This is a genomic window from Clostridium sp. CM038, assembly GCF_055081105.1.
On sequence record NZ_CM143651.1, the window covers coordinates 3,040,257 to 3,055,257 of the forward strand.

At 33.1% G+C, this 15,001-nt stretch carries 13 protein-coding genes; 4 read left to right on the forward strand and 9 right to left on the reverse strand.

The window, feature by feature from the left end:
• Positions 1-69 precede the first annotated feature (69 nt).
• Both ACWJKS_RS13965 and pdaB read right to left on the reverse strand, forming a co-directional pair.
• Positions 70-759: a single-stranded DNA-binding protein gene (locus ACWJKS_RS13965; protein ID WP_462953163.1), complete on the reverse strand. Its 690-nt coding sequence runs from the start codon at positions 757-759 to the stop codon at positions 70-72.
• 182 nt (positions 760-941) lie between these two features.
• On the reverse strand, positions 942-1,697 hold the full coding sequence (gene pdaB, locus ACWJKS_RS13970; protein ID WP_165414217.1) for a polysaccharide deacetylase family sporulation protein PdaB: 756 nt from the start codon (positions 1,695-1,697) through the stop codon (positions 942-944).
• Between the two features lie 294 nt (positions 1,698-1,991).
• Here pdaB and ACWJKS_RS13975 point away from each other — a divergent pair, with 294 nt between their 5' ends.
• A complete protein-coding gene (locus ACWJKS_RS13975; protein WP_216303278.1) occupies positions 1,992-2,519 on the forward strand; it encodes a DUF4364 family protein in 528 nt (175 codons plus the stop codon).
• A 26-nt stretch (positions 2,520-2,545) separates the two neighbouring features.
• Here the strand turns inward: ACWJKS_RS13975 and ACWJKS_RS13980 are convergent, their stop codons facing one another.
• On the reverse strand, positions 2,546-3,427 hold the full coding sequence (locus ACWJKS_RS13980; protein WP_220287406.1) for a YncE family protein: 882 nt from the start codon (positions 3,425-3,427) through the stop codon (positions 2,546-2,548).
• Positions 3,428-3,576: 149 nt separating this feature from the next.
• On the opposite strand from ACWJKS_RS13980, the gene ACWJKS_RS13985 reads away from it, so the two are divergent.
• Positions 3,577-3,825 carry a TIGR03905 family TSCPD domain-containing protein gene (locus ACWJKS_RS13985; protein ID WP_165414214.1) on the forward strand — a complete coding sequence of 83 codons (249 nt, stop codon included), beginning with the start codon at positions 3,577-3,579 and terminating at the stop codon, positions 3,823-3,825.
• An 87-nt stretch (positions 3,826-3,912) separates the two neighbouring features.
• Here the strand turns inward: ACWJKS_RS13985 and ACWJKS_RS13990 are convergent, their stop codons facing one another.
• The 4 genes from ACWJKS_RS13990 to ACWJKS_RS14005 form a co-directional block, all read right to left on the reverse strand.
• The gene (locus tag ACWJKS_RS13990; RefSeq protein WP_462959805.1) at positions 3,913-5,265 is read right to left on the reverse strand and encodes a bifunctional folylpolyglutamate synthase/dihydrofolate synthase; all 1,353 of its coding nucleotides are present in this window, start codon (positions 5,263-5,265) and stop codon (positions 3,913-3,915) included.
• A 323-nt stretch (positions 5,266-5,588) separates the two neighbouring features.
• Positions 5,589-7,283: a peptide ABC transporter substrate-binding protein gene (locus ACWJKS_RS13995; RefSeq protein WP_216303292.1), complete on the reverse strand. Its 1,695-nt coding sequence runs from the start codon at positions 7,281-7,283 to the stop codon at positions 5,589-5,591.
• An 89-nt stretch (positions 7,284-7,372) separates the two neighbouring features.
• Positions 7,373-8,350, reverse strand: a complete 978-nt coding sequence (locus ACWJKS_RS14000; protein ID WP_220319652.1) for an ABC transporter ATP-binding protein — start codon at positions 8,348-8,350, stop codon at positions 7,373-7,375.
• Positions 8,350-9,360, reverse strand: coding sequence for an ABC transporter ATP-binding protein (locus tag ACWJKS_RS14005; RefSeq protein ID WP_216303283.1), 1,011 nt, complete (start codon positions 9,358-9,360; stop codon positions 8,350-8,352). Before ACWJKS_RS14005 ends, ACWJKS_RS14000 begins: the two co-directional genes overlap by 1 nt.
• 178 nt (positions 9,361-9,538) lie before the next feature.
• Here ACWJKS_RS14005 and ACWJKS_RS14010 point away from each other — a divergent pair, with 178 nt between their 5' ends.
• Positions 9,539-11,032, forward strand: coding sequence for a hypothetical protein (locus ACWJKS_RS14010; RefSeq protein ID WP_462959674.1), 1,494 nt, complete (start codon positions 9,539-9,541; stop codon positions 11,030-11,032).
• A gap of 159 nt (positions 11,033-11,191) precedes the next feature.
• On the opposite strand, the gene ACWJKS_RS14015 is transcribed toward ACWJKS_RS14010, so the two are convergent.
• On the reverse strand, positions 11,192-12,130 hold the full coding sequence (locus ACWJKS_RS14015) for an ABC transporter permease (RefSeq protein ID WP_165413896.1): 939 nt from the start codon (positions 12,128-12,130) through the stop codon (positions 11,192-11,194).
• A gap of 16 nt (positions 12,131-12,146) precedes the next feature.
• A complete protein-coding gene (locus tag ACWJKS_RS14020; protein WP_462959806.1) occupies positions 12,147-13,064 on the reverse strand; it encodes an ABC transporter permease in 918 nt (305 codons plus the stop codon).
• A gap of 211 nt (positions 13,065-13,275) precedes the next feature.
• Here ACWJKS_RS14020 and ACWJKS_RS14025 point away from each other — a divergent pair, with 211 nt between their 5' ends.
• A complete protein-coding gene (locus tag ACWJKS_RS14025; RefSeq protein ID WP_462959674.1) occupies positions 13,276-14,769 on the forward strand; it encodes a hypothetical protein in 1,494 nt (497 codons plus the stop codon).
• Positions 14,770-15,001: the final 232 nt, after the last annotated feature.

Consider the following 15,001-nt stretch of genomic DNA (forward strand, 5'->3'; position numbering starts at 1 on the left):
ATGTATTTTACGTAATATATGCTCTTTTCAACCCCATTAAAAGAAGAAAATTCATTCTACATATCTATACTATATAACGTCTAGAGCTTCAAGGTCCTGCTCTTCATCAATCATATCCGCTTCTACAGTGCCCTCACCATCTTTAGCAACCTTTTCCATCTTTGATATAGAGACTTCATATGCCACTTTCTTTATAACTTCGTCATCTGATAATTTCTTTTGATATTCTCTACTCTGAAGTCTTCCCCATATTCTTATATTATCTCCTACTTCAAGACTTTTACAAAACCTAGAATTTCGTCCCCAAGCAATTGTAGGTATATAATCAGATTTATTATACAATCTGTTAACTGCTAAAAGCATGTCCGCAATCTCTCTCCCAAACGGAGTTGTCCTATACACTGGACTCTTGCAAATATATCCATCTAAAAATATTTGATTTGGATTCTTACTGTGTTCTTCACAAATTTTAATATCTCTAGCAAATACCGTTAATATTAATCGGTTAGATCCGTCAACGAATTTATTGTAAGATCTAAGTTGACCTTCAACTATAAACTCATTTCCTATTGTAATATTCATACCTGCAATTAATCTTTCAGAAATTGTTATAGTTAAAATATCTGTTGTTTCACTAAGTCTCCAAACCTCAAAATCAAATACATAAAAGCCTTCTCCATACATTTCATGACTGAATTTCAATTCAGATACTACCTTTCCTTCTAAATAAATCTTGTTATTTAACATAACATTATCCATCATAATCCCTCTTTCCCTTAGTTTTTTTTAATAAACTTTCTTTAGAATATAAATATTCAGTTTTTCAATGTAATATACCTAATATTAAGAGAATTTTGTTTATATCTATTTTTCCAAAATTATAACTAATTGGTATTTCCATTATAATACAAATACACCGTGGATTTCAATACATTTAATTTTTATTTTTGTATTTGTTTTCCTGATTCATTTATATAATAGTTTTTTTTGTATATAAGATCTGATATTTTTACAAATTTATAGCCTTGAGCCTTAAAATGTTTTAAAATTTTTTCTAAATTTTCAGGGGTATACTTTGCATTATTGTGAAATAAAAGTATGGAGCCCGGCTTAGTCTTTTTAATTATTCTATTATACTCAATTTCTGCCCCCTGCTCTTTCCAATCAATACTATCTGCATCCCATTGAATACAATAATGATTTGTTGATTCTACGGTTTCAATTACTAAATTATTATATTCTCCAGATGGGCATCTAAAAAGGGTTGTTTCTTTCCCTGTTATAGCCATTATTTTAGCATCTGTGGTGGTTATTTCTTTGTTCATTCTCTCCTTGGATATTGTAGTCATTATAGGATGCTTATTGGAATGGTTTCCTATTTCATGACCTTTTTGATGCATCGTCTTTACCCTATCCGGATACTGGTCTAGCCACGCTCCCACTATAAAAAACGTTGCTTTAGCATTGTACTTATCTAATATTTTTAATATATCATCTGTTCTATCATCGCCCCAGTTTGCATCAAAAGAGATCGCAATCTTTTTCTCTTTAGTATCTACGGAGTAAATTGGTAATTTACGTTGCTCACCCAAAAACGCACCCTTAGTTTTTAAGTTATAAACACCTATAATTGATAAAATCACAATGAAAATCGCACAAAATACTATTAATTTTTTTTTTATGTAATTCATATTCATATCCTCTTATATCCTCCTTATAATCACTTTGTGCCAAAGTAATAGATATCCCCTATCGTCTCCTCGCACATTTATACTTTAAATTTATATTCTATAAGTTAATATATATGTGTATAATTTAATTTATAAAGTTTATTTCTTTTGAAAATTCAGATAAACCATTATATAGTATTAAGATTAAAAGCACCGATTCATTTCGGTGCTTTTTATGTTATAATGTTTATAGTTAATTTTACATGAAATGATACCGTTCATTATTGTTTTATATTAAGCAGACTACAAGGAGGAACAGATATGTTTGAGGATGCTTTAGACTTAGCTGAAAATAAGCTTCTTTTACTTTATATATTTTATAAAATAAAGCTCCCTATTTCTAATATTCAAATAACGCAAATTATTTTAGAGAATAATTTTATAAATTATTTTACTTTGCAACAATATATTACTGAACTTATTGCATCTAACCTACTTAAGCATACTGATCAGAAAGGTAAGCATAGATTAGTCATTTCGCAAAAAGGTGACAATGTTCTATCTTTATTTAAAGGAAGAATTTCTGAAAGCAAGATACAACTTATTGATAGCTATTTGAAAGTTCATATTGAAAACATCAAAAAAGCACTCACGGTTAGTGCTGATTACACAATAGAAAACAATAATAATTATTTAGTTAACCTAACCGCTTCAGAAGATAATTTTACACTTATAGATATTAAACTTAGTGTTGCGTCGAACAAGCAAGCACGAAATTTATGCAGTAAATGGAGAAAAAACCCTTCTGAACTTTATGCTAAAATAATTAATCTTCTCATAGATGATTAATCTTAATCTTCTATAGAAGCTGATTTTTATAAAAGTGCCATACCTGTGGGCTCTCCGCCAATAGAGATGGCTTTTTTATTTTCAGTAATTTTATCAATTCTAATAAGCAAATTGTTATAATTATCACCTACATACAAATATTTTTCATCTTCGAGTATTCCCCGAGGCATACCCCCAATTTTAATTTTTTTTATCTCTTTGTAATTATTTATGTCTAATATACTCACCGTGCCATCTCCAAAATTTGATACATAACAGTATTTTTCATTACAATACATGTCCACAGGCGAATTACCAACAGGTATCTTGTATAATACGTTATAGTTTTTTAATGAAATAATGCTTATACTTCCCTTATTGTCCATACCTATATTGCTCTCGCAAACTAAAATATAATTTCCATCCGGGGTAATTAGAGCTTTAGTAGGATATGCCCCCACCCTAATATTTTTAATATTTGTATTCTGAGCACAATCTATTATTGTTATGCTGTCACTATTCATATTTGCCACTATAATAAGGTTCTTTCTTTTACAAAGATAAATACTATGTGGTGAGTTACCACATGGAATTACTTCTACAATTGTTTTTTTGTCTAAATCAAAAACTATTATATCATCAGAATCTCCACAAATAACATATGCCCTATTATCATAAACTGATAAATCATTACAATGCATACCTATAAAATAACTTTCTGTTTCATTATTATCAATATCAACCATAGAAATACTATTATCATAACTATTAGCTGTTAATATCTTGTTTTTATATATATATATACCATGAGGACCAATTCTTTTGAGATTTTTTTTATCCAAATATATTTTTTCTTCTTCTATAAACAAATCCAAGTTAACTTTTGATATGCAATCTGCTGAAGTACTACACACATATAACTTTCTCAAATCCCTCACCTCCCCATAACCATAATATGAAAATAGCGCTAATATGCTAACATTGTTTTCATTAAAATTAAATTCTTGAAATGAGGATACTTAATAGTATATAATAACTATTGTAATTATTAATATTACAAAGGACGGAGGAGTAAATTATGTATAGTTATGAGCCAAAAGGCGTTTGTTCAAAAAAAATAACTTTTGAAGTCGTTGACGATAAAATAACAAATGTTGTTTTCACAGGAGGATGCGCTGGAAATTTAAGTGGAATTTCAACCTTAGTAAAAGGTATGGAAGTTTCCGAAGTTATAAAAAAACTTAAGGGTATTAACTGTGGTGGTAAAAGCACTTCTTGCCCAGACCAATTAGCTTTGGCACTGGAAGAATTAGTTGCAAAAGCTTAACCAAATAAATTGACACATATTATCTAGTAATATGTGTCAATTTATTTTTAACGACATTTCAGCTCCGCAGGAGATGATTTAATACTATTAATGGCTATGAACATTTCGTATTATTTTTCTCATATCGCCCACCATGTATAAAGAACCTGACACTAACAGTAAATCATCTTCATCGCAGTAGCTCAAAGCTTTTTTATATGCATCCTCATAATCTTCAATTGCCTCGCAACTCATAGTATATTTTTCTACTTGGATTTTTAATTCTTCGCAGAGTTCCGCCCTATCGCTATGGGGGGTAACAGTAATAACTCTACTCACCTTTGGAACTATAGTTTTTATCATCTCTTCCACTTGCTTATCCGCAAGGATTCCTAAAATTAATATGATTTTTTTGTAGTTAAAGTACATATCAATACTCTGCGTAAGTTTTTCTATACCATCTATATTGTGTGCACCATCTATAACTACTAAAGGCTTTTTATGCATCACCTCAAGCCTTGCTGGCCACACTACACTCCCAAGCCCTGTTATTATATGATCTCTATTAATCATTGCGCCTTGCTCTATAAGCTCCTCTATAGCATGAACCGCTACAGAACAGTTTAGTAATTGATGTTTTCCTAAAAGTGATAAATCAATAGTATAATCATTATTTGAAGTTTGCACTTTCAATTTTTGAGTTATAGCATTATTACTAGTACACATTGTTTCTTCCATTGAATCCACTGCACTATATTGTAAATTTCCCTTCCCTAAATATACCGCTGAATCCTGTGATACTTTTATTAATTTGCATTTTTTTTCTCTACATATTCTTTCTATTACTTCTTCGCTTTGTTTTTGTTGCGGAAACATAACTACGGGAATCCCCTCTTTAATAATACCTGCTTTTTCACAAGCAATTTTAGCGATAGTATCTCCGAGTATTAGCGTATGGTCCAAACTAATAGATGCAATAATACTTAAAATAGGTGTAATTACATTTGTTGAGTCAAGCCTTCCACCTATCCCTACTTCAACCACTGCAAAATCTATATTGTTTTTATAAAAATATAAAAAACCCGCGCAGGTAATGATTTCAAACTCTGTTGGATTACTATATCCTAGTTCCACTACCTTTTCTACCGCTTTAGAAACCTCTGTTACAACATCACTTAAATCTCCTTTAGAGATGTTTTTATTATTTATTTGCATTCTTTCTTCAAACTCTTCAATAAATGGCGAAGTATATGAGCCTACTTTATATCCAGCTTCGACCAAAATCGTAGTAACCATAGCAGTAGTTGAACCTTTCCCATTAGTTCCTGCAATATGTATACACTTTAATTTTTTATGCGGGTTTCCTAAAAGTTCTAATATTTTTTCAGTTCTCTCAAGCCCAAGTTTGCTACCAAACTTTGCTGTATTTTTTATGTAAGCTATAGATTCATCATAATTCATGCTTATCCTTCCTTTCAAAATAAATAACTATGTCCGGTTAAATTTTATACCAACTTAGTGGCAGTTAACAACCTTTTTTATAAAAAATCTAAAAAATTTGTAACACTTTAATCATTACTCAAATAAAATATTCTAAGTAATTCTTTTTAGGAATTATTTTATGTATAGATACTGCCTACTAATACCTGGGAAAACATTAGAGACGGTTAACATCTATTCCCCCATTAGATCTGTTAACCCACCTCTTTTATTTTCATAAAAATGCCCTACAGCATAGACTTTTATCTATTCTATAGGGCATTTTATTATTTTGCTATTTTATGTTATTTAGCAGCAGTTACGTAGGCTTTTTGGAACCAATGTTTTCCTAAAGCTGATGTACGAACTCCCATAATATTTGGTTTTGAAACCATTGTATTTGTATACCCATAAATAGGAATTACAACATCATTGTTCATAATAATGTCTTCTGCTTCATGCAAAATAGCCATTCTCTTAGCTGGATCTAATTCCTTTTTTGCAGCTATTATTTTTGCATCATATGCTGGATTACTGTATCCAGCGTCATTATTTCCTGAACTTGTTGTAAATAAATCAAGGAATGTCATTGGATCTGTGTAGTCTGCATTCCAGCCATTTCTTGCAAGAATATATTGCTTAGTATTTCTTGTTTGTATGAATACCTTCCATTCTTGGTTCTTAAGTTCTATATTTACTCCAAGATTTGTTTTCCACATATCTTGAACTGCAGCAGCTATATTTTGGTGTCCCGCAAGGGTGTTATAGAGTAAAGTTATTTTAGGGAATCCTTTTCCATCTGGATACCCTGCTTCAGCTAGTAATTTTTTAGCTTGAGCTATATCTCCCTCCGCTGGGTAGTAAGCTTTATTTGCAAAATCCTTACCATTTGGTTCTAGACTCCCTTTTGGAACAAATGACGTTGCTGGGGTTTGCCCACCTTTACTAACGTTATCAACTATGTCTTTTCTGTTAAGGGCAAGCGATAATGCTTTTCTTACTTTAGGGTTTTGTATAGCCTTAGCAGCCTCTGGATTTATCTTAACCGCCTCTGCTGTAAGATTTAGCACATAGTAGTAAGTTGCATAATTAGGAGTGATTTTGCAACTACCATCTGCTACAAGCGCAGGAATTTCTGATTGTGGTGGATCTTTAATGAGATCCATTTGACCGGCTTTATATGCTGAAAGTGCTGCTGTTTGATCCTCTAACATTTTATAGTTAAGAGTATCAAGTTTAATATTTTTAACATCCCAATATTTGTCGTTTTTTACAAAAGTCAAAACATCCTTAGGTTTCCATTCTTTCATTTTAAATGCACCATTAGTAATATAAGTTGCAGGTTTGGTTGCCCAAGAAGCATCTTTATCTGCTACATCTTTTCTAATCGGCATATATGTTTCGAAAGCCATAAGTGATAAGAAGTAAGCAGTTGGGTTTTCGAGGGTAACTACAAGAGTTGAATCATCTTTAGCCTTAACTCCGACTTCATCAACAGTTGCTGATTTTACACCAGCTGTTTTCTTGTCAGCTGCAAGTTCGCTTTCATTATACCCTTGGGCATTCTTCAAGTAAAAAAGTTGATAAGAATATACAGAAGCAGTTGCAGGCTTTAAAACTCTTTTCCACGCATATTCGAAATCACCAGCAACAACTGGTTTGCCATCTGACCATTGAGCGCCACTTCTAATATGAAACGTATAAGTCAAACCATCTTTTGACATTTCATACCTATCAGCCATACCTGGAATTGGTTTATCTTTATCATCCAATCTCATCAAACCCTCAAAAGCATTTCCGATAACATCTGCACTGTCACTTGCCTGACTTAATGCTGGATCGATAGTCTTAGGTTCTGCACCTAAATTGAAAGTTATTACCTGCGGCACCTTGCCATTAGCCTCTGGTGCTGCTTTAGTGCCACAGCCCGATAGCAATGATACCCCTAAGGTTACCGCAAGCAAAGTTGCACTAATCTTTGTTGATTTATTCATTTTTATTATTCCCCCCTGTTATATATATAACTATTCGTTGCAAAGCATCGAATTATACTCAATAATATATTCGCTAAACAAAATTTTTATACCATTTAAAATAAATGACAAGCCACAAAGTGGTCTGCCCCTAAATTTTTAAGCTCTGGGTCTACCTCTGAACATATTGCCTTAGCATATTTACATCTACCTTTAAATCTACATCCCGGTGGAGGATCTATAGGTGATGGTATTTCTCCCTCAAGCATAATCCTCTTTCTTAGTGCTGCACCTTCAGGGTCCGGTATTGGAATAGCCGAAAGTAGCGCCTGAGTATATGGATGCATTGGGCGGCTATATACCTCATCACTTTTACCTATTTCAACCATTTTACCTAAATACATAACTCCAATTCTATTTGATATATGCTTAACCATTGATAAATCATGAGCTATAAAAAGATAGGTTAATCCCATATTTTCTTGCAACTCTTCGAGCATATTTATAATCTGTGCTTGTATGGAAACATCAAGTGCAGATATAGGTTCATCACAAATTATAAATTCTGGTTGCACTGCTAGAGACCTAGCTATACCAATTCTTTGTCTTTGACCGCCAGAAAATTCATGTGGATATCTGCTAGAATGTTCACTGTTTAATCCCACGGTTGTTAACAGTTCTTGAATTCTTGCCATTCTATCCTTACCTTTATAAACACCATGAATGTCAATTGATTCACCAACTATGTCGCCAACAGTCATTCTTGAATTTAACGAAGCATAGGGGTCTTGGAATATCATTTGAATTTTTTTTCTATAAGGAAGCATCTGCTTTTGACTTAACTTTGATAAATCATGTCCATCGTATATTATTTGTCCACCAGTTGGTTCATATAGCTTTATTATTGTTCTTCCACAGGTTGTTTTACCACAGCCTGATTCTCCCACAAGCCCTAAAGTCTCACCTTTATTGATCGTAAAAGAAATACCATCTACTGCTTTTACATAACTATGAGCTGTACCAAACAATCCCTTTTTAACAGGAAAATATTTTTTCAAATCTTTTATTTCAACTAACACTTTTTCAACACTCATTATAAACTCCCCCTTCCAACAGGTGCTTTTACCTTAGGTGCACTAGGGTGATTTAGAAAGCAAGCTGCATTATGCTCAGGACTAATTTGAAATAATGGCGGTCTTTGCTTTTCACAAATCTTCATAGAATAATTACATCTAGCTGCAAATGGACATCCCACAGGAGGTTTTAACAAATCTGGCGGTTGACCCTCTATTGGTTTCAATTTTTCCCTTATGGTACTTTGGGGATTTGGAATACTATTTAAAAGCCCCCAAGTATATGGATGCCTTGGATTATAAAATAAGTCCTTAGTAGAACCCGTTTCTGCAATTAATCCACCATACATAACATTTATTCTGTCGCAAACATCTGCAACCACGCCTAAATCATGCGTTATAAGAATAATAGAAGTGTTTAATTTTTCTTTAATATCCTTCATAAGTTCAAGAATTTGTGCCTGTATAGTAACATCTAGGGCTGTTGTAGGTTCATCTGCAATTAACAATTTTGGTTCACAACATAATGCCATAGCAATCATTGCACGTTGTCTCATACCACCAGAAAATTCATGAGGGTATTGTTTCATTCTTTTTTCAGGACTTGGGATTCCAACTAATGAAAGCATTTTCACTGACTTATCAAAAGCTTCTTGCTTACTTAATCCTCTATGTTTAAGTAATGGTTCCATTATTTGATTACCTATGTTGAATACAGGATTTAGGGAAGTCATGGGGTCCTGAAATATCATTCCAATTTCATTTCCTCTTATTTTTTCCATTTCTTTCTCGGAAATCTTTGCTAAATCTTTTCCTTGGAATAGCATTTCACCATCTATTATTTTCCCTGTATCAGCAAGTAGTCTCATAAGTGACATCATAGTAACGCTTTTTCCACTTCCGGATTCTCCAACTATTCCAAGAGCCTCACCTTTATTTAAGTAAAAGGATACTCCACCTACAGCCTGCACCTCTCCTACATGTGTAAAAAAAGATGTTTTCAAATTATTTATTTCAAGTAATTTTTCCATAATTTCCCCCTTACTTATTTTGAGCTTTCACGGAAACTCCTTAGATCCTGTGATTACTCATTTTTAGTATCATTAATTTTTGTTGATTCCCCCACTTTTTTTGCATAAAACACTTGACAAGCCTGTAAAATTTTGCGGTCCTCCTCTTAAAGACATGTTTTAATAGGAGGATTATTTTATGCTTAAAAATTGGAGCTCTCATGCTGATTATCAGCAATTTATTATTTTAAATCTCTCATGTTTCTACAAAGCTTTTCCTAAAAAAATTATAGAACTTGAACCTTCTATCTCTAAGTTGTATTGCTTAGACTTAGATATTCTTAGAGAGATATTAAAACCTTATTATTCTAATATTGGTAGACCTGCAACTCTTCAACCTGAGATATTTCGTTCATTTTCTTTAATGCTTTTTCAAAAGGAAACAAGCATTACCAACTGGGTTAAAAAGATTCATGCCTGTGAGTTACTTGCAACCTGTATAGGCTGCACTAAAAATAATGTCCCATCACTTGGTGCTCATTATGATTTTATCTCTAGATTATGGCTTTCAAATCTGTCTACCGACAGGGTAAACCTAAAAAAAATATATTCGTATAAGAAGAAACCCTCTAAAATTAAGGCACCCGGGAAAAATAAAAAGCTTCCTAATAAAAAAACTGGTGTTGTTAAGAGAATTTCAGATTTTTTTGAAGCTGGTCGCTCATTTTCCCTAAGAGCCGAAAGGCTGCTTCAAAAAATATTCTCATTAGTTGCTGTAGAACCCTCTTTTAATCTTAACTTAATAGAAAAAGATAACCTTACAGTTGGCGGCGATGGTACTTGTGTTCACTGTAAGTCTTCTTACTATGGTTCTAAAGTTTGTGACTGCCGTGAAAATGGAATTTACGATTGCAAATGCCCTCGTAGACTTTCTGACATAAATGCTAATTGGGGTTGGGACAGCCATGAAAATCGTTGGTTTTATGGCTACACTCTCTATGCTTTATCTGTCTATAATAAAAAATATAAGATAGATCTACCTATTTATCTACGATTTGTAGAGGCAAGCAGACACGACAGTGTCACTGGAATAGTAGCATTAGCTGAATTTAGAGAACTGTTACCGCAGTTCACTATATCAAATTATGTTCTTGACTCAGCTAATGATAACTACCCTACATATGAATTATGTTCTAAATGGAACATTAATCCCTTTATTGATCTGAACTCCAAAAACAAAGGAAATTCAAAATATCCAGTTACTCTAGATATTAATGAAAAAGGATTTCCTATCTGTATTGGTGGCCATGAAATGGTCTATAACGGTTATGAAAAAAGTCGTTCACGCCTTAAATGGCGTTGCCCTTTAGTTTTAAAAAAGGTTGCTAGTTGCTCTTGCTGTGAACAGTGCTCACCTTCACCTTATGGGCGAGTAATCTACACTAAACCATCATGGGATTTGCGGTTGTTTACTCCTGTGCCTCGCGGCTCAAAACAATGGAAAACTATTTATAAAACTAGAACCTGCTCAGAACGTATAAACAATCGTATTCTAAATGATTATAAAATTCATACTTTACGAATACATGGTAAAAAACGTTATTCATTTATGACTATGATTGCTGGAATTAATATTCATCTAGATGCAAGACTTAAAGTTTCAGGTTTTAGTATTTTAAATTTATTAGAGTAGCTGTTTGACAATTAAGTACTTTTTTCTGAAAATTCCTGCATCGTGTAGGCTTGTTTGCTATACCTATTTTTATTCCTAACTGCTCTCTGAACATAAAATTTATAGCACTATAATGACTCTATACATAATTAAGTTTTACATATTAGTTTCCGTGACTACTCATTTTCTCATCTTTGGATCTAGAGCATCTCTTAAGCCGTCACCAAGGAAATTAAATGCAAGTATTGTTAAACAAATTGCCATCGCCGGGAAAAACAATTGTAATGGGTAAAGTTGGTATCCATCTAATGCTTCTGACGCAAGGCTTCCCCATGATGCTTGAGGTGCAGAAATTCCAAGTCCTATAAAACTAAGAAAAGCTTCTGTAAAAATAGCACCCGGTACAGACATTGTCATTGTTACTATTATCGGTCCCATACTATTTGGAATAAGATGTTTTAGTATTATTCTCATGCTAGACGCACCTGAAACCTTTGCAGCAAGGACAAATTCCTGTTCCTTTAGTGCCATAACTTGCGAACGAACTATTCTTGCCATTACCACCCAAAAGGATATTGCCATTGCAATTATAATATTTAACATACCCCCATCGGCTGATGGATGATTTGGTTTAGTAAGTATAACCATCAAGAGAATAACATAAATCATACTAGGTACTGACCAAATTACATCAACAATCCTCATCATTAAATTATCAACAATACCACCTGCATATCCTGCAATACTACCATACAAAATTCCTACAACAAGATTTAATATACTTGCAACATATGCAATGATAAGTGAAATTCTTGCTCCATATAATATTCTTACAAATTGGTCGCGACCAAACTTATCAGTACCGAGCCAATGAGTCGCACTAGGGTTTTGGTTTGCAATTCTAAAATTCTGAGAATAATAATTATACTTTGATAACATTGGGCCAACTATAGCAAGTATAGTTATTAATATAACAAAAACTAATCCTCCCATCGCAAGCTTGTTTTGTTTTAATCTTCTCCAAGCATCCTGTAGATAAGTTTCACTTGGTCTAACTATCTCATTCATTTTTTTCTTGTCATTTGGTATTTTTTCAAATAACTCACTATTTATCTCCATGTTTATGCACCCCCTATTATTCAATTTTTATTCTTGGGTCAATTACTGCGTAAAGTATATCAACAACAAAATTAGAAAGTACTAAGAAGGTAGCATCTAAAGTTACAAAACCTATTATCACGGTGTAATCTCTGTTTGTTATGCTTGTAATGAATTCTCGGCCCATACCTGGGATACCAAACAGCCCTTCAATTACAAAGCTACCAGTTAAAACAGCAGCGAGAAGTGGTCCAATATAAGTTACAATAGGAATTAATGAGTTTCTTAAAGCATGTTTATATATAACTGAATTTTTAGAAAGTCCCTTAGCCCTTGCAACTCTAATATAATCCGTCCTTATAACATCAAGTAAAGCCGACCTTCCAAGTCTTGCAACAAAGGCCATCGAAGATGCTCCAAGAGCAATTGACGGAAGAACATAATCCATAGGAGATTCAAGCCCTATGGCATGAAATATACCCATCCTTATTGCGAATACATAAATCATTAGTGTCGCAATTACAAAACTTGGTACCGTAATTCCAATGGTTGAAATAAACATACATAATTTATCCGGCCATTTTCCTTGATGGAGGGCTGCAACTATTCCTAGATATACACCTAATACCATAGCAAACCCTACAGAAACCACACCTAATCTAGCAGAAACCGGAAGAGAATATCCTATAATTTCATTAACTGTTCTTCCTTCATATGTCATTGAAGGACCTAGGTCCCCATGCGAAAGATTTTTTAGATACATAGTGTATTGTTTAAATACAGGTTTGTCCAAACCAAATTTCTTGTTCAAATTCTCTAAAACCTGTGGATTAAGCTTTTTTTCACCAGAAAATGGTCCGCCAGGCATTAATCGCATTAAGAAAAAAGTTATTGTGATAACGACGAAGATTGTAATCACAGTTGAAAATAGTCTTTTAACAAAGAAATTTAACATCTTTTGCCCCCCCATCTTATAATATTGGTACTTTTCTTCCCCCTTATATAAACAGAGCTTTCACGGAAACTCCTTAGCTCCTGTGATTACTCATTTTTAGTATCATTAATTTTTGTTGATTCCCCCACTTTTTTTGCATAAAACACTTGACAAGCCTGTAAAATTTTGCGGTCCTCCTCTTAAAGACATGTTTTAATAGGAGGATTATTTTATGCTTAAAAATTGGAGCTCTCATGCTGATTATCAGCAATTTATTATTTTAAATCTCTCATGTTTCTACAAAGCTTTTCCTAAAAAAATTATAGAACTTGAACCTTCTATCTCTAAGTTGTATTGCTTAGACTTAGATATTCTTAGAGAGATATTAAAACCTTATTATTCTAATATTGGTAGACCTGCAACTCTTCAACCTGAGATATTTCGTTCATTTTCTTTAATGCTTTTTCAAAAGGAAACAAGCATTACCAACTGGGTTAAAAAGATTCATGCCTGTGAGTTACTTGCAACCTGTATAGGCTGCACTAAAAATAATGTCCCATCACTTGGTGCTCATTATGATTTTATCTCTAGATTATGGCTTTCAAATCTGTCTACCGACAGGGTAAACCTAAAAAAAATATATTCGTATAAGAAGAAACCCTCTAAAATTAAGGCACCCGGGAAAAATAAAAAGCTTCCTAATAAAAAAACTGGTGTTGTTAAGAGAATTTCAGATTTTTTTGAAGCTGGTCGCTCATTTTCCCTAAGAGCCGAAAGGCTGCTTCAAAAAATATTCTCATTAGTTGCTGTAGAACCCTCTTTTAATCTTAACTTAATAGAAAAAGATAACCTTACAGTTGGCGGCGATGGTACTTGTGTTCACTGTAAGTCTTCTTACTATGGTTCTAAAGTTTGTGACTGCCGTGAAAATGGAATTTACGATTGCAAATGCCCTCGTAGACTTTCTGACATAAATGCTAATTGGGGTTGGGACAGCCATGAAAATCGTTGGTTTTATGGCTACACTCTCTATGCTTTATCTGTCTATAATAAAAAATATAAGATAGATCTACCTATTTATCTACGATTTGTAGAGGCAAGCAGACACGACAGTGTCACTGGAATAGTAGCATTAGCTGAATTTAGAGAACTGTTACCGCAGTTCACTATATCAAATTATGTTCTTGACTCAGCTAATGATAACTACCCTACATATGAATTATGTTCTAAATGGAACATTAATCCCTTTATTGATCTGAACTCCAAAAACAAAGGAAATTCAAAATATCCAGTTACTCTAGATATTAATGAAAAAGGATTTCCTATCTGTATTGGTGGCCATGAAATGGTCTATAACGGTTATGAAAAAAGTCGTTCACGCCTTAAATGGCGTTGCCCTTTAGTTTTAAAAAAGGTTGCTAGTTGCTCTTGCTGTGAACAGTGCTCACCTTCACCTTATGGGCGAGTAATCTACACTAAACCATCATGGGATTTGCGGTTGTTTACTCCTGTGCCTCGCGGCTCAAAACAATGGAAAACTATTTATAAAACTAGAACCTGCTCAGAACGTATAAACAATCGTATTCTAAATGATTATAAAATTCATACTTTACGAATACATGGTAAAAAACGTTATTCATTTATGACTATGATTGCTGGAATTAATATTCATCTAGATGCAAGACTTAAAGTTTCAGGTTTTAGTATTTTAAATTTATTAGAGTAGCTGTTTGACAATTAAGTACTTTTTTCTGAAAATTCCTGCATCGTGTAGGCTTGTTTGCTATACCTATTTTTATTCCTAACTGCTCTCTGAACATAAAATTTATAGCACTATAATGACTCTATACATAATTAAGTTTTACATATTAGTTTCCGTGACTACTCAAACAGAGCTTTCACGGAAACTCCTTAGCTCCTGTGATTACTCATTTTTAGTATCATTAATTTTTGTTGAT